Annotated in this window: 19 protein-coding genes; 5 read left to right on the top strand and 14 right to left on the bottom strand. The window is 35.6% G+C overall.

Annotation, left to right across the window (positions count from 1 at the left end; all coding sequences use genetic code 11):
* Positions 1-3: 3 nt before the first annotated feature.
* Positions 4-912 (bottom strand): 16S rRNA (cytosine(1402)-N(4))-methyltransferase RsmH, encoded by a 909-nt coding sequence (rsmH, locus tag L1S34_RS03085; protein WP_187038234.1) that lies wholly within the window; start codon positions 910-912, stop codon positions 4-6.
* Positions 887-1360, bottom strand: coding sequence for a division/cell wall cluster transcriptional repressor MraZ (mraZ, locus tag L1S34_RS03080; protein ID WP_166133317.1), 474 nt, complete (start codon positions 1358-1360; stop codon positions 887-889). Before mraZ ends, rsmH begins: the two co-directional genes overlap by 26 nt.
* Positions 1361-1743: 383 nt before the next feature.
* Between mraZ and L1S34_RS03075 the strand changes: the two genes are divergently transcribed.
* Positions 1744-2517, top strand: a complete 774-nt coding sequence (locus tag L1S34_RS03075) for an alpha/beta fold hydrolase (RefSeq protein WP_166133315.1) — start codon at positions 1744-1746, stop codon at positions 2515-2517.
* Positions 2518-2546: 29 nt separating this feature from the next.
* Positions 2547-3167 (top strand): ribosome biogenesis GTP-binding protein YihA/YsxC, encoded by a 621-nt coding sequence (yihA, locus tag L1S34_RS03070; RefSeq protein WP_166133313.1) that lies wholly within the window; start codon positions 2547-2549, stop codon positions 3165-3167.
* A 59-nt stretch (positions 3168-3226) separates the two neighbouring features.
* On the opposite strand, the gene gldC is transcribed toward yihA, so the two are convergent.
* Positions 3227-3568, bottom strand: coding sequence for a gliding motility protein GldC (gldC, locus tag L1S34_RS03065; protein ID WP_210787780.1), 342 nt, complete (start codon positions 3566-3568; stop codon positions 3227-3229).
* On the bottom strand, positions 3568-4524 hold the full coding sequence (gldB, locus tag L1S34_RS03060; RefSeq protein ID WP_236362790.1) for a gliding motility lipoprotein GldB: 957 nt from the start codon (positions 4522-4524) through the stop codon (positions 3568-3570). Before gldB ends, gldC begins: the two co-directional genes overlap by 1 nt.
* A 99-nt stretch (positions 4525-4623) precedes the next feature.
* Here gldB and nadE point away from each other — a divergent pair, with 99 nt between their 5' ends.
* The gene (gene nadE / locus L1S34_RS03055) at positions 4624-5421 is read left to right on the top strand and encodes an NAD(+) synthase (protein WP_236362789.1); all 798 of its coding nucleotides are present in this window, start codon (positions 4624-4626) and stop codon (positions 5419-5421) included.
* A 97-nt stretch (positions 5422-5518) separates the two neighbouring features.
* Complete coding sequence (locus L1S34_RS03050; RefSeq protein ID WP_166133304.1) at positions 5519-6148, top strand: response regulator transcription factor; 630 nt, start codon at positions 5519-5521, stop codon at positions 6146-6148.
* Here L1S34_RS03050 and dnaG read toward each other — a convergent pair.
* The 6 genes from dnaG to rlmN form a co-directional block, all read right to left on the bottom strand.
* The gene (gene dnaG, locus L1S34_RS03045; RefSeq protein WP_236362788.1) at positions 6145-8133 is read right to left on the bottom strand and encodes a DNA primase; all 1989 of its coding nucleotides are present in this window, start codon (positions 8131-8133) and stop codon (positions 6145-6147) included. The genes L1S34_RS03050 and dnaG overlap by 4 nt on opposite strands.
* A gap of 131 nt (positions 8134-8264) precedes the next feature.
* A complete protein-coding gene (locus tag L1S34_RS03040) occupies positions 8265-9845 on the bottom strand; it encodes an OmpH family outer membrane protein (protein ID WP_236362787.1) in 1581 nt (526 codons plus the stop codon).
* A 36-nt stretch (positions 9846-9881) separates the two neighbouring features.
* A complete protein-coding gene (locus L1S34_RS03035; RefSeq protein WP_236362786.1) occupies positions 9882-10619 on the bottom strand; it encodes a hypothetical protein in 738 nt (245 codons plus the stop codon).
* Positions 10606-11166 (bottom strand): RNA polymerase sigma factor, encoded by a 561-nt coding sequence (locus L1S34_RS03030; protein ID WP_236362785.1) that lies wholly within the window; start codon positions 11164-11166, stop codon positions 10606-10608. The genes L1S34_RS03035 and L1S34_RS03030 overlap by 14 nt, the downstream gene beginning before the upstream one ends.
* Before the next feature lie 149 nt (positions 11167-11315).
* Positions 11316-12293: a polyprenyl synthetase family protein gene (locus tag L1S34_RS03025; RefSeq protein WP_166133294.1), complete on the bottom strand. Its 978-nt coding sequence runs from the start codon at positions 12291-12293 to the stop codon at positions 11316-11318.
* A gap of 78 nt (positions 12294-12371) precedes the next feature.
* Positions 12372-13415, bottom strand: a complete 1044-nt coding sequence (gene rlmN / locus L1S34_RS03020; RefSeq protein ID WP_236362784.1) for a 23S rRNA (adenine(2503)-C(2))-methyltransferase RlmN — start codon at positions 13413-13415, stop codon at positions 12372-12374.
* 110 nt (positions 13416-13525) lie between these two features.
* Between rlmN and L1S34_RS03015 the strand changes: the two genes are divergently transcribed.
* A complete protein-coding gene (locus tag L1S34_RS03015; protein ID WP_236362783.1) occupies positions 13526-14167 on the top strand; it encodes an O-methyltransferase in 642 nt (213 codons plus the stop codon).
* A 113-nt stretch (positions 14168-14280) separates the two neighbouring features.
* Here the strand turns inward: L1S34_RS03015 and L1S34_RS03010 are convergent, their stop codons facing one another.
* The 4 genes from L1S34_RS03010 to L1S34_RS02995 all read right to left on the bottom strand — a co-directional run bounded on the left by L1S34_RS03010 (position 14281) and on the right by L1S34_RS02995 (position 18171).
* Positions 14281-14850 carry a phosphatase PAP2 family protein gene (locus tag L1S34_RS03010; protein WP_236362782.1) on the bottom strand — a complete coding sequence of 190 codons (570 nt, stop codon included), beginning with the start codon at positions 14848-14850 and terminating at the stop codon, positions 14281-14283.
* Positions 14850-15251 carry a twin-arginine translocase TatA/TatE family subunit gene (locus L1S34_RS03005; RefSeq protein WP_166133286.1) on the bottom strand — a complete coding sequence of 134 codons (402 nt, stop codon included), beginning with the start codon at positions 15249-15251 and terminating at the stop codon, positions 14850-14852. Before L1S34_RS03005 ends, L1S34_RS03010 begins: the two co-directional genes overlap by 1 nt.
* A gap of 108 nt (positions 15252-15359) precedes the next feature.
* The gene (locus tag L1S34_RS03000; protein WP_236362781.1) at positions 15360-17603 is read right to left on the bottom strand and encodes a M1 family metallopeptidase; all 2244 of its coding nucleotides are present in this window, start codon (positions 17601-17603) and stop codon (positions 15360-15362) included.
* A gap of 64 nt (positions 17604-17667) precedes the next feature.
* The gene (locus tag L1S34_RS02995) at positions 17668-18171 is read right to left on the bottom strand and encodes a DUF6702 family protein (RefSeq protein WP_236362780.1); all 504 of its coding nucleotides are present in this window, start codon (positions 18169-18171) and stop codon (positions 17668-17670) included.
* Positions 18172-18210 lie beyond the last annotated feature (39 nt).

The raw sequence follows: 18210 nt of genomic DNA, 5'->3' as shown, positions 1-18210 counted from the left end.
CCTTTATTTTTTTTCTGCTATGCGCAGTTTTGCACTTCTTGCTCTATTGTTCTCCTTAATTTGCTCGTTGTTTGGAACAATTAACTTGCCTACACTTTTAAAAGGAACAGAAAAATTGCCAAAGAAATCACGTTCTGGTTCTCCGTCAAAAAGTCCGTTTTTCATAAAGCGCTTTACCAATCGATCCTCAAGTGAGTGATACGATATAATACTTAATCGGCCTTCAGGACTTAATATTTCTAATGACTGCTCTAAAAATTCTTTTAAAACATCCATTTCTTGGTTTACCTCAATACGAATGGCTTGATAGATTTGAGCCAAAATTTTATTTTTTACACGATCTGGCAAAAAACGAGCTAAAACTTCTTTTAATTCGTCGGTAGTTTTTATAGGATATCGCTCGCGTTCCTCAACAATAGTTCTGGCAAGAGCAGGCGCATTTTTCAATTCCCCGTAATCCAAAAACACTCTTTTTAATTCCGCCTCTTCGTATTCATTTACAACCTTGTACGCATTTAGGTCGTTTTTTTGACTCATACGCATGTCTAAACCTGCATCAAATCGAGTGGAAAAACCACGTTCCGGCACATCAAACTGATGCGAAGAAACTCCAAGATCGCCCAAAATTCCATCTACACTTTTAACACCATAAAATCGTAAAAAGCGCTTGATAAATCTGAAATTCTCATTTATTAAAGTAAAGCGATCGTCGTTTAAGGCATTAGCCAACGCGTCTTCATCTTGGTCAAAGGCAAACAATTTACCATTCGGACCTAATCTTTTTAATATTTCTTTGGAGTGACCACCGCCACCAAAAGTTACATCTACATAAACTCCATCAGGTTTTATATTCAAACCATCAACTGATTCGTGAAGCAAAACTGGATTATGATATTCCATTGTCGTCGTCATTTAAATTCCCCATTACTTCTTCGGCTAGATCAGCAAAATCCATATCTTCACCACTTATTGATTTTTCGTATAAATCTTTATCCCAAATCTCTACAATATTTACTGCAGAAGAAAACACTACATCTTTTGAAATACTGGCAAAAGAAACTAAATCCTTTGGCACCAAAACTCTTCCTAAAGCATCAATTTCAACCACTTTTACACCTGCCGTAAAACGACGAATGAAATCGTTGTTCTTTTTAACAAATCGATTCAACTTGTTAATTTTTGCCATCATTGCATCCCATTCTTGCATCGGATACAGCTCCAAACAAGGCTGAAACACTGAACGCTTCAAAACAAATCCGTTTTGAAGAGAAGAGGCCAACTGCTTTTTGAGAGGCGCTGGCATGAGCAGCCTTCCTTTAGCATCGACTTTACATTCGTATGTTCCGACAATTGTGTTCAAACAAAAAGTGTTTATTGATATAGAGCAAAAATATAAAAAATATTACCACTATTTACCACTTACTACCACTTTGTTAATAAGTTTAACCACTTTCATCCCATAATAGGTAGTTCATAGACTGTCAACACATTAGCAATAGAAAAGTAAAAATGTAGGAAACCTAACGTTAGATTAAACATTCCAAAAACACTATCTGTATTTCATCGATATTTAGACAGAATTAATCGATAAAAAGAGGCATTCTTATACTGATTTTGGCAATAAAAAATAGGTGTCTTACGCAAGGTTTAATGATAATTTTAGAATTAAAAAACACCCGAAAAATTCATTTTTGTTTATTAAATCCTATATTTGTCGAAATTGAAAATAGGCATTCAAAAAAAATGGAAAAACATTATAAAAAAGAAGGTAAATACAGCTATTATGAAGCAGGTGAAGGAACTCCCATTGTCATTTTACATGGCTTAATGGGCGGACTAAGCAACTTTGATGCCGTTGCTAATCACTTTTCCTCAAAAGGATACAGAATCATTATTCCTGATTTGCCAATTTACACCCAAAATATTTTAAAAACCAACGTAAAAAGCTTTGCCAAATACGTTAAAGATTTTATCACCTACAAAGGATTAGAACGCGTTATTTTATTAGGAAACTCACTTGGAGGCCATATTGCGTTGTACCATACTAAAATGTATCCTGAAAAAGTAGCAGGACTAGTAATCACAGGAAGTTCTGGATTATACGAAAGCGCTATGGGCGACAGTTACCCAAAAAGAGGTGACTACGAATACATCAAGAAAAAAGCCGAAGACGTATTCTACGATCCTAAAGTTGCTACAAAAGAGTTGATTGATGAAGTTTACGAATCAGTAAATGACAGAATCAAATTAATTAAAACTTTGACTATTGCTAAAAGCGCAATCCGTCATAACATGGCCAAAGATTTACCAAAAATGCACGTGCAAACTTGTATTATTTGGGGTAAAAATGATAAAGTTACGCCACCAGATGTTGCTGAAGAATTTAATAAACTATTACCAAACTCTACCTTGTATTGGATTGATAAATGCGGACATGCCGCTATGATGGAGCATCCGGAAGAATTCAATAGGCTGTTAGAAGAATGGCTTACGCACACCCATTTAGCAATACATTAATCTCAGCAGCCTCACATTCCCAATTTAATATGAAAATCAATACCGCCGAATTTGTAATTAGTAACTCTGATGTTTCAAAGTGCCCGAAGGACTTCTTGCCAGAATATGCCTTCATAGGTCGTTCTAACGTGGGGAAATCTTCGTTGATTAATATGATTACCAATCACAAAAAGTTAGCAAAAACTTCAGGTCGACCTGGTAAAACACAATTAATCAATCACTTTTTAATCAACAACAATTGGTTTTTGGTTGATTTACCTGGTTACGGCTACGCCAAAGTATCTAAAAAAACAAAATCTATTTTTCAGGAATTCATCACCGATTATTTTGAAACTAGAGAGCAATTGGTGTGCGCTTTTGTATTGATTGATATTCGTCACGAAGCGCAAACTATTGATGTGGAATTCATGTCATACATGGGAGAAAGTGAAATTCCGTTTTGCATCATTTTTACCAAAGCCGATAAAATTAGCAAAGTAAAAATTGACTCGCATATTGCTGCATACAAAAAGAAAATGTTCGCTAACAACTGGGCCGAAATGCCTCAATACTTTGTAACCTCAGCCACCGAAGGCATCGGAAAAGAAGAATTACTAAGTTATATTGATGAAGTAAATCAAGAAGTTTTTAAAAACAATAGTCAGTTTTAAAAACTGATACAAAATAAAAAATCCAAATTCAGTTTTCGAATTTGGATTTTTTTTGATTTTTATTTTCCGCTTACAAGCTCTAACTTCTCGGCAAAATAATCACAAAAGTCTTTCATGGTATCGGCCATTTTCTCATCGTTTGTTGCACGTTTAAAAGTATCCGCCATTGCCACTAAAGTTTGATGAAAGAATATTTTCATTTCATCAACAGGCATGTCTTTTGTCCATAAATCAATACGCATGCTTTCTTTCGCCTTACTATCCCATATAGATAGCATGATGGCTTTTGTATCTTCTTGCTCTACGCCACCATCAGCAGCAGACCACGTTAATTTTTCAGGTACTCTATTTTCATCAAGTTCAATTTGAAACTTAATTTCGGAAGTGTTCGTATTAGCCATTATTTTTTAGGTTTGTATTTTGATTGAACAAATATTTCTTTAGCGTTGGTTTTTAATAATTCTGACAAAGGTGCTTCGCTGTTTTTCGCGTAAGCTCGTACAATTTGCCATCCAATCCAAGCACCAACTTGACCTGGTGAATCGTTATCAATTTCAAGATAAAATTTAGAAAAAGGCGCCGGATTAATAAATCGTGGCGCTAATTTTTGGTCGGTGCTATACAGCATTTCTTTTTCAAGAAAGTAACGCCAGATATAGCTTTCATTCTCTTCGCACCATTTAATTTGTTCTGGCGTATATCCCATCTTGTCAGCATCTGAGTAATCAGGCAACAACAAATCTTTCATATACAATTGTTTCCCTTGATAAATCATCTGACTCATAAAATCTTTCTCGAGCGGGAGTTGTATTTTGCTACTAGCAAAACTAGCAACCACATCTGGTGCAATTTGTTTGGATTCGAAATTTTGTTTTATATACTTCGGAAACTGATAAAATTTATGTCCTTTCCCCAAATACAATTCTAGTGAAACAATGACCAAACTGTCTGCATAAATAGCTTTGCTGTTATAATCCATTTCAGCAATGATGGTGACTAACTTTGGCGTTTTTACCTCTGGAAAATAATATTTTGCATGTTTAAAAACTTCGGTCAACTCTTGCTTTACAGAGTCGATATTGCTGTACTTTTTTTGCACTTCTGTGTACAATTCGCGCCACAACGGGTCTTGCATTTTTTCAATCCAAACCGCATCAGGAGTTCCTTGCGGAAAAAAGTAAGGGTAACGTTTTTTGATTTTTTGTAAATCTTCTGGTTTTGTTTCAAAAAACAATTGATCAAAACGCTCCACTTTCATTTCGACAGGGATTGCTTCAACTTCTTTCTCAACCTTAGATTTCTTATCACAGGATGCAATAAAGAAACAAAAGACAAGAAGAAACAGGTATTTTTTCATATTAATTTTTTAAATTTGTTAGTAAGGAATCCTGAAAAAGGAGAGCAGTACAGATTGCTTTTGCAAATATACATTCCTGCTTTTTAAAACGTAATTATTATGACTAAAAAAAGAACCATCAACGTAGAGAATGTAAATGAGCAAATTGTTTCTTGGCTAAAAACTTATGCTCAAAACGCGAAAGTAAATGGATTTGTTGTTGGTATTTCAGGAGGCGTTGATTCGGCCGTAACCTCTACTTTGTGCGCACAAACAGGTTTACAGGTTTTATGTGTCGAAATGCCCATACACCAAGCACCAAGTCACGTATCCCGTGCACAAGAACACATTGAACAGTTGAAAGCGCGATTCCCAAATGTTAGTAGCGATCGAGTAGATTTGACACCTGTTTTTGAGACTTTTAAAAGTGCAGTCCCAACAAATTCTGATGTTGCCAAACTGAATTTGAGCTTGGCTAATTGCCGTGCTCGATTACGAATGACTACCTTATACTATCTAGCGGGTATTCATGGATTGCTGGTTGCTGGAACTGGCAATAAGGTTGAAGATTTTGGAGTAGGCTTTTATACCAAATACGGAGATGGTGGTGTCGATTTGAGTCCTATTGCTGATTTAATGAAATCCGAAGTCTATGCTTTAGGAACTTATTTAAAAATTCCGAATTCAATTTTGACAGCAGCACCCACAGATGGACTGTTTGGAGACGACCGAACAGATGAAGACCAACTTGGTGCATCCTACGATGAACTAGAATGGGCGATGCTTGCATCAGAAGCAGGACAAACAGCTTCTGAATTCGAAGGAAGAGAGCGCATTGTTTTTGAAATTTACACTCGTTTGAACACAGCAAATCGCCATAAAATGGACCCTATTCCGGTGTGCTTTCTTAAAATTTAATTAAAAAAAAATATTTTCTGTTGATTTACAAATATTTACAGAATTTATTTATTAATTTTACAGCTCCAATTACAAACAATTCTAAAAAAATTTTATTATGATTAAAGTATGTATCGCCGACAATTTCCCTGTTGTGCATTTTGGAGTAAAATCTTACTTTAAAGATAATGCAGACATTTCAATTGCTGCTAACGTGGGCAATTTTATGATGGTAAGGGATATTCTTCAGACGAAGGAAATTGATGTATTAGTTTTAGATTTGGAGCTAGAAGGACTTTCTAGTATTTTTGAAGTGAAAGCCCTTTTGAAAAACTTTCCAAAAACTAAAATTATTATTTACAGTGGCCTTTCGGAACAAATCTACGCACCAAATGCGATTAAAGCAGGTGTTTCTGGTTTTGTGCACAAGTCTGAAAAGTTAGAAACTCTTGGTATTTCTATTGTTAAAGTACAACAAGGAAAAATCATTATGAACGAAACTGTTAAGAAAAACTTAGCCCTAATCGCTAAGCAAAGTAAGAGCGAGCGTTTGTACAGAAAACTATCGAACAGAGAAGTTGAAGTTTTACGTTATTTAAGCGGAGGCAAAAAAAACCACGAAATTGCCGAAATCTTGAACTTAAACGAAAAAACAATCAGTACTTACAAATTACGTTTGTTAACTAAACTGAACGTAACAAACTTAGTTGACTTAGTTGACAAAGCTAAAAAGTTAGAGATCGTTTAGTAATACCTAGACATTACTCTACCTAATTTTTTCGAAAAAGAGTGGATTAAAATATTATAATCCATCACAAGAGATAAAGACTCCGTATTGTCTGAATTTGGTTCAGATGATAGGGAGTTTTTTAATTCTTCGATGAGACTGCCCACTAAATACCATCTTAGAGTTATAATAGTCTCTGATACTTCTTGTGCAATTGTTTCAGTTTTTGATTTCGGAAAAATATTTTGTCCCACCCAATTATGCAATACCAATTGTTCGTCTTCCATCAAGATATCAGTTACCTCTTGCGCAAAATCAGCATGCAGCTGCATCAAATACTGCTCAATTGTAAAACTTTCATTTTGATGATAGTACGCAATTAAATCATTGTAAATTCCTCTAAACAGCGGATTTGCCAATTCAACCTCATCTTCCTGCAAACTCAAATAAATGCGTTGATACACTTTATATAACTTACGCTCCGTAACGATTACAATTTCACCTTCTTCGTTGGCTCTATGAAAAGCATCTTCGAACTCTTCCTCGTGATTGCCATAGAGTAATAATATTTCAATTATTTTGCGCTCTAATCTGTATAGTACATCTACTTTTTCGGTAGCAATTGGGTTATCGTTTTTAACAACTTCAAATGCTTTAGGCGCTCCAGCTTCAGCTTGTTTTTGCTTTTTACCAATTTCAGCAATATCTTTTTGCATCAGCTGAGCGAGCGTACTTTGCAATACTTGCTCCGAGATATCCATAATTCGAGAACATTCCTGAATGTAAATTTCACGCTGAATGCGATCCGGAATTTTGGAGATACTACCCACCATATCTCTAATCAAATCCGCTTTTTTGATTGGATCGTTTTTAGCCTCATTCATCAAAAGAGATGCTTTGAACTGAATAAAATCTTTAGCATTATCCTCTAAATAACGAACTAAATCATCGTAAGGTGTTTTCTTAGCAAAACTATCTGGATCCTCACCATCAGGGAACGCACATACTTTTACGTTCATGCCTTCCTCCAAGATCAAATCAATTCCGCGAACAGAAGCACGCAAACCAGCGGCATCACCATCAAATAAAACCGTAACGTTTTTGGTCAAACGGTTAATCAATCGAATTTGATCGGGCGTCAGTGCTGTACCGGAGGAAGCTACTACGTTCTCAATTCCAGCTTGATTGAACTGAATCACATCCGTATATCCTTCAACTAGATAACAATTATTTAATTTGGCAATAGATTGTTTGGCTTGAAAAATCCCATACAAAACTTTACTCTTATGGTAAATTTCGCTTTCAGGAGAGTTCAAGTATTTGGCAGCCTTTTTATCGTTGGTTAAAATTCGACCTCCAAAACCTAGAACACGGCCAGACATGCTTTCAATAGGGAACATCACACGCCCTTTGAAACGGTCAAAAGGTTTGTCATCTCGTGGAATAGTTAAACCCGTTGCTTCTAAGAATTCTAATTTATATCCTTTTCCGAGTGCTTCTTTGGTAAAGGCATCCCAAGTTTCAGGAGAATAACCTAAACTGAACTTTTTGATGGTTTCGTTTGTAAAACCACGCTCTTTAAAATAAGAAAGGCCAATGGCTTTGCCTTCCTCGGAATTTAAAAGTGTATTATGAAAATAGGTTTTTGCAAATTCCGATACCAAATACATACTTTCGCGCGTATCGGTAATTGCTTTTTCTTGATCTGTTTGCTCTGTTTCTTCAATTTCAATATTGTACTTTTTCGCTAAATACCGAATGGCTTCTGGATAGGTAAAATGCGAATGTTCCATCAAAAATGCAACCGAGTTCCCTCCTTTTCCAGAACTAAAATCTTTCCAAATTCCCTTTGCTGGTGAAACCATAAACGATGGCGAGCGCTCTTCAGAGAACGGACTTAATCCTTTAAAATTACTCCCTGCTCTTTTGAGATTTACAAAATCACCAATAACCTCCTCTACACGAGCAGTTTCATAAACAGTATCAATAGTAGCTTTTGAAATCAAGTTGAAAAATTATTTAGGGATTGAAAAATGTAAAATTACGCAAATCAAATTGGATTATTCATACTCTAAAAAAACAAAAAAGCACTTCTTTCAAAGTGCTTTTCAAATTATGAAACTAACTAAAACAATTTCTAATTAAAATCAAAACGCAATCCTAACGATACATTATTTTGTTTCACTGCATTGTTTCTAAACAACGGATTTAGATCGTATTTCAAATACAAGCTAGTTGCTTTGTGCCCAACATAAGCGCTCAAACCATAAATAAAATTTGAAGTATTGAAATCGCCTTTGGTTACCGTTCTCTCTTTGTAACCGGCCTCATCGTAATTGATGTATTGCTTCGATTTTAAGTTGGCACCAACATATCCTCCTAGACCAAGGCGGAAACTGTCATGCGTTTTAAAATAAGTTTTTCCATCTCGTTGTGAAGTTTTGGTAAAATCGAATTCTAAATGAACTGGAATAACTAGGTTTACGTTTCTAAAACGTGAATCATCATGAGTGTTTGGGTTGATAACCAAATCAGTTTGTTGTCCGTTATCCACAAAAATTCTATTATCCGTAGGTCTTAAGTTGTTGTACATTAATGACAAACCGTATTTGGCATGCAACAAGTTATTGTTTTGCAACAAACGCGTGTTGTAACTCAATCCCCACTCATAAAAATGAGATCTTACATATTTGAAATCTGAGTTGGTAACTTTTCCATCTGTAACTACATTGTTAACCCCGGTAGCGAAAACAAATTGTGACGTTGTTTTTTTAGATTGACGTGCCTCTTTGTCCTCTTGTCCGTTGTAGACCTTCATCGATGTAAGGTTAATTTCGGTTTGTGAACCAATTGAGCTTGAATTATTACCCAAAACAACTGTTCTACCGCCAGATCTGTATTCTTTAGCATCTTCTACTTTACCGTCTACTTTATCCTGCACCAGTTTGTTTAGTTTAGCTTGTTCTACGGCTACTTTTGACTCGATATTATTTGCATGAAGGGTTGCTTTCTGCATTTTCAACTCATTGGCTTTCTCTTTTGTGATAGCTCCTTTTGCCAGATCAGCATCAATACTTTCAATGGCCTCTTTTAGCGCTTTTTTCTCTGTGCTCGTAATATCTTTAATTTCGTTACTTATCGCTTTAGCTCTCGTTTCAAATGGAAGAGAAACATTGTTTCTACCTTTAGTTTGACCCGTTTCGGCTGTTGCATCATCAACAACAGTTATTACTAAATCTTTAAACCATACCTGACCTGTTTCATTCAACAATACTCCGTAAGATATGGCAGTAGCCTCTTCAGGAACAAACAAAACTACTTCGTAATTTGCCCAATCTTTCGAACCTCTAATTGGTCGTCTTTGCATATTATCAAAAGCTAATACTGCAGTATTGTAATAATCGACACGCATCCATAAACCAGCCCATGATTTTACATTTTCTGTTTTTACAGTGGCTGTCATCTTAATCGTTTTTCCTGCGTATTGTGATGGCGCTACCGTTTTCATTATGGTTCCAAAACCATATATTTTTGATTGATTGGATTTAATTTGATACACATTCGCATCATTTGCATCTGGTCCCATAACATAACTATCCGGTTTTGAACCTCGATAATGCCAATCGGTACTATTTTTAATGGCTTCTACTCCTTGTGCGTTCATTTTATTGAAAACTGAAAGCAACAACATCGCTGTAATTAACATAATTTTTTGCATGATTTTCGTTTTTTGATTGATGATTGAATTTAATATTTATTCGTAATTTCTGTTTACTAAGACCGTTCTAATCGCGTTAAAGTTTTTATTGAATTTATTAATTGCCGACTCTTTGAAGGTCTGATTTAATTCTGATTCAGCCTTTGACAGCAACTGATCAGGCTGAACTACAATTGATGTTGCAGATCTATTGTTACTTTTTAAATTAGCCTCAGATTGAAAATTCTCGTTAGTTACCTCTGCCAACAAGCGCGCCGCAGATAATGAAATAGTTCTTTTTTGAACATCGTCAACTGTTGTCATTGGCATTACTCCCTTGTTCTCAGCAGTTGTTTTTTGAGCAATTTCATTTTTATGTACACTATTCGAGTTTAGAATAGGTAAAGATTTTAGACTAACATTTTGTTTTACAGCCTGCATCCCTTTTGCAGAAGAAGTTTGTACTGCCACTTCCTCTTTTGGACTTTCCGAACCTGGCTGTCCTTTTTCAATTTCATTCGAAGTCCTACTTTCAACACCAACTACAGTAGTTTTTGATGGAATTATATCGTTGTTCTCACTCTTAAAAAACAAAGTAGATAGCAATAAAACACCAACAAAACTTGCTGCCAAGTACATCCACGGAAATTTATTTTTTGGTTTTGACTGCTCACCTAAACTTGGGCTAGCTGCAGTTAACATAGCATCTAGTTTGGACCAAGCCATTTCAGAAGGCTGAATCTCACGAGCATCCAAGCGTTCTTTTATTTGTTTTTCGAAATTATTCGGTTCCATTTTGGTATGATTTTAAGGTTTGCACCTGTTCTTGTAACATTCTTCGCGCATGCGATAACTGAGATTTTGAAGTTCCTTCGGCAATGCCTAAAAGACTCGCTATTTCATGATGTTTGTAGCCTTCGATAGCGTACAAGTTAAAAACAGCTCGGTACCCTTCAGGTAAATTATCAATTAAAAATTGAATTTGCTCCACCGAAAATTGATCTGTTATTGTATCCTGAGATTCTTCAACAAAAAATTCATCTTCGGTATAATTCATTTTTTTATGAACTCTTAAAAATGAAATACACTCATTTACCATGATGCGGCGTATCCAACCTTCAAAACTTCCTTTGTGTTCAAAATGATTAAGATTGGTAAACACCTTCATGAAAGCGGTTAGCATTACATCTTCTGCTTGCTGCAAGTCTTTGATGTATTGCCTGCATACGCTTAACATTTTGGGAGCGAATTGCGAATAAATTTTCTGTTGTGCTTGTCGGTTTTGCTCGACAGCCAACTGAATTAATTCTCGTTCTTCTTGATGTAAGTGTATCACTTTCATGTGCGTGGTTCTTGCGCTACTTTTATCTCAAGTCCGTTTCATACAGACTTCTATTAGCATAGACGCTTGTCGTTGTAAAATGGTTGCATGGGAGGTTAATTTTTTTCAAAAAAAATTTAAAAAAGGAATTCTGAAAGCAAAAAAAGGGACTATTTTTTACGTTCTATTACATAATTCACCATCAAAACCAAGGCTGCTTTGAAGTCGGAATCTGGATAATTAGCCAGTAAACTCAATGCCTCAGCTTGAAATTGCATCATTTTATTTTCGGCGTAAGCCAAACCTTGATTATTTTTTACAAAAGCGATAACCTCTTTGACGCGTTTTTTATCTTTATTGTGATTTTTGATGGAATTGATCAACCAACTTTTTTCTTTTGAAGTGCAAGTATTCAAAACATGTATCAATGGCAAGGTCATTTTTTGCTCTTTGATATCAATTCCTGTTGGTTTTCCGATGGCTTCATCTGTGTAGTCAAACAAATCGTCTTTAATTTGAAATGCCATACCAATGAGTTCGCCAAATTTGCGCATGTTTTCTACTTGCACGGCATCTTCAATCACTGATTGTGCACCAAGCGCGCAACAAGCAGCAATTAGTGTTGCCGTTTTTTTACGTATAATTTCGTAGTAAACCTCTTCGGTAATGTCAAGTCGGCGGGCTTTTTCTATTTGCAACAATTCGCCTTCACTCATTTCGCGAACGGCAACTGAAATTATGCGCAACAAATCAAAATCGCCGTAATCAATAGAGAGCAACAAACCTTTAGAAAGCAAATAATCGCCTACTAAAACGGCAATTTTATTTTTCCAAAGTGCATTTATGGAGAAAAAACCTCGGCGTCTGTTACTATCATCAACCACATCGTCATGAACTAAAGTAGCTGTGTGAATAAGCTCAATTACGCAAGCTCCACGATAGGTACGTTCGTTAACTTGGCCTGACGCTAACATTTTCGCAGTCAAAAAAACAAACATAGGTCGCATTTGCTTCCCTTTGCGATTGACAATGTAATACGTAATGCGGTTTAAAAGCGCCACTTGTGAAGACATCGATTCATAGAACTTTTTTTCAAAAAGTTCCATTTCATCAAAAATGGGCTGTTTTATTTGCGAAGTGATATTCATGAGTTCCAAAGATACGATATTAGCAAGAAATCAGGCAACAAAGCATCTTCTTTTGGATTATTATTAAGCAGTAATTTCTTAAGCTTCTTTGTTTGCCAATTGACCGCAGGCCGCATCAATATCTTTACCGCGGCTACGACGTACTTTAACTACAATTCCGCTAGCTTCTAGTGCTTTAATATAGGCATTGATCGACTCCTCGGAGGCTTGTTGAAATTCGCCATCATCAATTGGGTTGTATTCAATCAAGTTCACTTTGCAAGGCACGTATTTACAAAACTTAACCAATGCATCGACAGCTTGTTTGTTGTCATTAATTCCTTTCCAAACCACATATTCATACGAAACCTTACTTTTAGTTTTACGGTACCAATACTCTAAAGATTCACGCAAATCGGCCAAAGGAAAACTAGCGCTAAAGGGCATAATACGTGCTCGAACCTCATCAATTGCAGAGTGTAAAGAGACAGCCAATTTGAATTTAACATCGTCATCGGCTAGCTTTTTTATCATTTTAGGAACGCCTGATGTAGAAACCATAATACGTTTTGGAGACATTCCGAGACCTTCTGTAGAAGTAATCATTTCAATCGCCTTCAAAACATTGTTGTAATTCATAAGCGGTTCGCCCATTCCCATGAAAACGATATTTGAAAGTGGATGATTGTAGTACAAACGACTTTCTTTATCGATGGCAATAACCTGATCATAAATTTCGGCAGGTTCTAGGTTGCGCATTCTTTTTAGTCGTGCCGTAGCACAAAAATTACAATCTAAACTGCACCCAACTTGACTAGAAACGCACGCAGTTGTTCTGGTAGCGGTAGGAATTAAAACCGACTCCACAACCAAACCATCATGCAAACGAACAGCGTTTTTAACCGTTCCGTCTTCTGACCGTTGCATCGTATCAACCATAATATGATTAATAACAAAGTGCTGTTCGAGCATGCTGCGTGTTCCTTTTGAAACATTAGTCATATCTTCAAAACTATGGGCTCCTTTGCTCCACAACCATTCATACACTTGATTGCCTCGAAAAGCTTTTTCGCCATTGGCCACAAAAAAATCACGAAGTTGCTCTTTTGTTAAAGATCGTATGTCTTTTTTATCGATTTCCATGCTGCAAATTTAATGACTATTTGTTGATTTATTCCATCAATTTAAAGAAATGCACACTTGTTGATTTTATAATTTGGTACCTTTGCATTCCATAGCAAAAAAATTGAATCATGCATTTTATTTCGCCTGAATTAGAGGATTACATCGAACAACATTCTGAAAAAGAACCTGCATTATTAGCGGCTTTGAATAAAGAAACTTACCAAAAAATTCTGCTGCCGCGAATGCTAAGCGGTCATTTTCAAGGTCGTGTTTTGAGCATGTTATCTAAGCTAATTAGACCATTAAACATCCTAGAAATAGGAACCTATACTGGCTATTCTGCATTATGCCTTTGCGAAGGCATGCAAAAAGGAGGGCAATTGCATACGATTGACATCAAAGAAGAGTTAATCGATTTTCAGCGAAAGCACTTTGACAAATCGCCTTGGGGAGCACAAATTGTGCAACATTTAGGCGAAGCAATACACATTATACCCACGCTCGAACTTAAATTTGACTTGGTTTTTATTGATGCAGATAAAGAAAATTACCTCGAATATTTTGAATTGATTCTGCCAAAAATGAATCCAGGCGGCATTATTTTATCTGATAATGTACTTTGGAGTGGTAAAGTTTTAGAACCCTTGAACCCAAAAGATGTGAGCACAAAAGTATTATTAGAATACAACCAACTTTTAGCTACAGACCCACGCGTAGAAACTGTTTTATTACCCATTCGAGATGGTTTGACGGTCAGCCGTGTTTTGTAAATAGCAGGAATCACTTTTCTGCATAAAAAATCCGAAATCATGTTACTACAATGAGTAAGATGATTTCGGATTTTGAATTTTATACTAAAAATTTAATTCAACTGTTTTCAACATTATCGTCCTAGCGGAAAATACTTTTTTTGAAAATGAGAATAGGTTTTGAATACTAAATAACCACTTAAAACTCCAAATAAATAGCCTGTAAGAATATCTAGGGGATAATGTAATCCAAGATATATTCGGCTGTAAGCAAAAACCAATGGCCATAAAAAAATGAAACTAAAATATTTAAATTGAGATCGAAAAATACAAAATATAAAAGTTGCAACTGCCATAGAATTAGAAGCATGGCCTGAAAAAAAGCTATATGAGCCACGTTGCTGCACTACTCGAATGAAAGAATTAATATCAGTATTGTTGCATGGTCTCAAGCGTTGAAAACCATTTTTAAATAAATTCGTAACTTGATCCGTAAACGTCACTAACAACGCTACAAAAACAAGTAAATAAATGGTTTGTTTAACACCTATCTTAGAGTAAATAAGGTATAGCAATAACAAAAAAAGAGGAATCCAGTTGATTTGTTTAGTTACCAACAACCAAAACGGATCGAAAGACTCTGAACCTAAACCGTTAAGAAAAACGAATAAATCAATATCAATTGCACGTAGTTTGTCAAGCATTACATTTGGCGTTTGATAGGACCTTCAATTTCCTCAATAACTTCTTTAGCAGCATCAACAGGCTTCGTTGTATCTACAATTAAATTGTCTTTCACAGTATTGATTTCGTTATTAAAACCCTCTGTAATACTTGTAAATTGAGTTGTATCACCTAGCAAATTTTCTTTTGCTTTATTGATTTCGCTAGTAATATTTCCTGTGAAATCAGTTAATGATTTAGAGTCAAAACCATTAGCTTCTGCTCCTTTTTGAATTTCATTCTTAATATCGTTTGTTGCGTTTTTTAGCTGTGCCATAGTCTTACCCAAAGTACGAGCGATTTCAGGAATTTTATCTGATCCGAAAAGCATGAGCACAATAAACATGATAAAAACTAATTCGCCTCCTCCTATACCGAACATAATAGTGTTGTTTTATTTCAAAGACAAAGATATTACTTTTTGCTACTTTGACTTTTAATTATTTCATAAAAAAAAGACTCTTTACAGAGTCTTTTTTTGTTTTTAAGTTTAGTCAAATTTAGATTTTACTTCTTCTTTTGGCCAAGTATTATTGGTTACATCAATATCAGCAGTTTCTAATTTTGGATCTACTTGAATTTTTTTGATTGCCTTTGCAGTAGCGTAAACTTTTTTGGCAGTATCATTATTTTTTCTCCAAATTTGAGCTGGATACTTGAATGTTTCTTTAGTATCATCTTCATAAGTTAACTCCACAATAATAGGCATTAACATTCCGCCTGGTTTGTTGAACTCTACTTCGTAGAAGAATTTAGGTGCTTTAATCGCCGCTTTTTCTTCTGCTGAAAAGTTTTTGTTTACGTAATCAGATAGTAAATTCACATCTGAAATAGCCAATGCTTTTTTATCTTTCGCAGGTAATTCCTCGCTTGTTCCAGGAACTAAGTAAACGAAAGGTCCTTTTTCTTGTCCGAAACGACCTCTGCGTACTACCGCATCTTTTAATTCTTTAGTTGCAGTTTCAGAAACAAAATATTGCTTCACCTCTTTTACGCCGATATCCACATAGTCTGTAGAATAAAACCAACCTCTAAAAAACCAATCTAAATCAACTGCTGAAGCATCTTCCATTGTTCTGAAGAAATCTTCTGGAGTTGGGTGTTTGAATTTCCATCTGTTCGCATAAACTTTGAATGCATGGTCAAACAATTCTCTTCCCATGATTGTTTCTCTCAAAATGTTTAAACCTGTTGCTGGCTTTCCGTAAGCATTAGATCCAAATTGAACAATCGTTTCAGAGTTAGACATGATTGGCTCCAAGAATTTTTGATCACCGCTCATGTAAGGAACTATTTTACTAGCAGGTCCACGGCTTGAAGGGAAATTAACATTCATTTCTTGCTCAGCCATATATTGCATAAACGTGTTCAATCCTTCATCCATCCATGACCATTGACGCTCATCAGAATTAACGATCATCGGGAAAAAGTTGTGACCTACCTCGTGAATTACTACACCAATCATTCCGTTTTTGATACGATCGCTAGTTACTCCTTTTTCGTCAGGACGACCATAGTTCCAACAAATCATTGGGTATTCCATTCCTTGATCTTCGGCAGATACTGAAACTGCTTTTGGGTAAGGATAATCAAAAGTGTGTGCTGAATAGCTTTTTAAAGTGTGCGCCACAGTTCTAGTTGAAGTTTCTCCCCACAATGGGTTTGCTTCTTTTGGATAAACTGATACTGCCATAACTGTTTTTTCATTAAGTTTTACAGCCATTGCATCGTAAATAAACTTTCTAGACGTAGCAATACCAAAATCTCTTACGTTTTTTGCGCTAAATTTCCATGTTTTCTTTTTGTCTGAGAAACCTTTTTCAGCCGCCTCAGCTTCTGCTTGAGTTACAATAACTACTGGCTTATCATATGATTTTGTTGCCAATTCGTATCTTTTAACCTGCTCTGGGGTAAATACTTCGCTACGGTTCATTAACTCTCCAGTTGCTTCCATCACGTGATCAGCAGGAACAGTAATGTTTACGTCAAAGTTTCCGAAAGGTAAAGTAAACTCACCTGTTCCCCAGAATTGCATGTTTTGCCAACCTTCAACATCATTATACACTGCCATTCTTGGATAAAATTGAGCAATTACATATAATTTATTGCCTTCTTTTTCGAATAATTCGTAGCCAGAACGACCACCTTCTGCTCTATAATTGTTAATGTTGTACCACCAATTAATTCCAAATGAGAATTTCTCACCCGGTTTTAAAGGAGTAGCTAAATTGATACGCATCATGGTTTGATTGATCACGTATGATAAAGGATTGCCCTTTGCATCTTTTACTTGCTCAATATTAAAACCACGCTCTAATGGATCTTTGAAAAACTTGCTTGCAAAATTTGATGCAGGCAAAACTTGATCCATTCTCTGACTTTCTGCCAAAGGAGTTTGTGAGTTTTTATTTTGTTGGTTTTGGTCTAATTGTACCCATAAATACTCTAAAGTATCTGGTGAATTGTTAGTATAAGTGATGGTTTCAGAACCAGTTAATCTTGATTTTTTGTCATCAAGCTCAATGTTGATTTTGTAGTCTGCCTGCTGTTGGTAGTAAGCTGGACCTGGCGCTCCAGAAGCAGTACGAAACATGTTTGGCGTAGCCATCAAATCGTACATTTGGCTAAACTTATTGGTGTCGTATTTGCCTGGTTGTCTTGGCGCGACTGTAGCCGGTTTTTCCTGTGCGAAAAGCATCGCAGGAAAAAATAGTAAAAAGGACAATGTTTTCATAGGTAGAAATCTGGTTATTATCTGGTGTGAAATTAAGAATTTTAGTGATTACAAGCCTGTTAATTTAGTACTTTAACATTCCTCGAACAGAACTATTGGTAAACAGTAACGTATTTTTAGTTCCTTTTATATTAAAATGCATGATATTTTGTTGCTCTGAACTACTCTCCGTAAGCAAACTGTTAAATACTTCGAGCTCCGATATTTTTTTTACTTCATTTACCCGAAGGTAACAAACCAAAACATCGCCTTCTAATTCTTTAGTAACAAAGAAAAACGGTTTACTTTGATTGTTTATTTTGATATTGAATTTTTCGTTCAAATACTTTTTCAATAAAACGACATCTTCTGTGGTTTCTTTTTGGTCTCCCAAGTACACTTTTTTGTTGTATTTTTTCCCCAATGCCAAATTTAAATCATCAACAAACAACCGAGCAGTTACTTGTAGCATTTTCTTTTCAGGCACAAAATTTACCTGAAAAAGACCTACATAAAATTTGTGATATGCAAATGAAGACACCGTTAAACTTAACAATGCCAGTAAAATAACTACAACAGATTTTTTCATTTTTTAAACAATAATTCCTTTTAAGCCAATAGCATTTAC

This window comes from Flavobacterium sp. K77, assembly GCF_021608205.1.
GTDB classification, from domain to species: Bacteria; Bacteroidota; Bacteroidia; order Flavobacteriales; family Flavobacteriaceae; genus Flavobacterium; species Flavobacterium turcicum.
This window is presented reverse-complemented; position numbering and strand designations above follow the sequence as displayed.

Coding starts and splice junctions, on each gene's coding strand:
- rsmH (WP_187038234.1), bottom strand. CDS start 912: ATGACGACGACAATGGAATATCATAATCCAGTTTTGCTTCACGAATCA.
- L1S34_RS03075 (WP_166133315.1), top strand. CDS start 1,744: ATGGAAAAACATTATAAAAAAGAAGGTAAATACAGCTATTATGAAGCA.
- yihA (WP_166133313.1), top strand. CDS start 2,547: ATGAAAATCAATACCGCCGAATTTGTAATTAGTAACTCTGATGTTTCA.
- gldC (WP_210787780.1), bottom strand. CDS start 3,568: ATGGCTAATACGAACACTTCCGAAATTAAGTTTCAAATTGAACTTGAT.
- gldB (WP_236362790.1), bottom strand. CDS start 4,524: ATGAAAAAATACCTGTTTCTTCTTGTCTTTTGTTTCTTTATTGCATCC.
- nadE (WP_236362789.1), top strand. CDS start 4,624: ATGACTAAAAAAAGAACCATCAACGTAGAGAATGTAAATGAGCAAATT.
- L1S34_RS03050 (WP_166133304.1), top strand. CDS start 5,519: ATGATTAAAGTATGTATCGCCGACAATTTCCCTGTTGTGCATTTTGGA.
- L1S34_RS03040 (WP_236362787.1), bottom strand. CDS start 9,845: ATGCAAAAAATTATGTTAATTACAGCGATGTTGTTGCTTTCAGTTTTC.
- L1S34_RS03035 (WP_236362786.1), bottom strand. CDS start 10,619: ATGGAACCGAATAATTTCGAAAAACAAATAAAAGAACGCTTGGATGCT.
- L1S34_RS03030 (WP_236362785.1), bottom strand. CDS start 11,166: ATGAAAGTGATACACTTACATCAAGAAGAACGAGAATTAATTCAGTTG.
- L1S34_RS03025 (WP_166133294.1), bottom strand. CDS start 12,293: ATGAATATCACTTCGCAAATAAAACAGCCCATTTTTGATGAAATGGAA.
- rlmN (WP_236362784.1), bottom strand. CDS start 13,415: ATGGAAATCGATAAAAAAGACATACGATCTTTAACAAAAGAGCAACTT.
- L1S34_RS03015 (WP_236362783.1), top strand. CDS start 13,526: ATGCATTTTATTTCGCCTGAATTAGAGGATTACATCGAACAACATTCT.
- L1S34_RS03010 (WP_236362782.1), bottom strand. CDS start 14,850: ATGCTTGACAAACTACGTGCAATTGATATTGATTTATTCGTTTTTCTT.
- L1S34_RS03005 (WP_166133286.1), bottom strand. CDS start 15,251: ATGTTCGGTATAGGAGGAGGCGAATTAGTTTTTATCATGTTTATTGTG.
- L1S34_RS03000 (WP_236362781.1), bottom strand. CDS start 17,603: ATGAAAACATTGTCCTTTTTACTATTTTTTCCTGCGATGCTTTTCGCA.
- L1S34_RS02995 (WP_236362780.1), bottom strand. CDS start 18,171: ATGAAAAAATCTGTTGTAGTTATTTTACTGGCATTGTTAAGTTTAACG.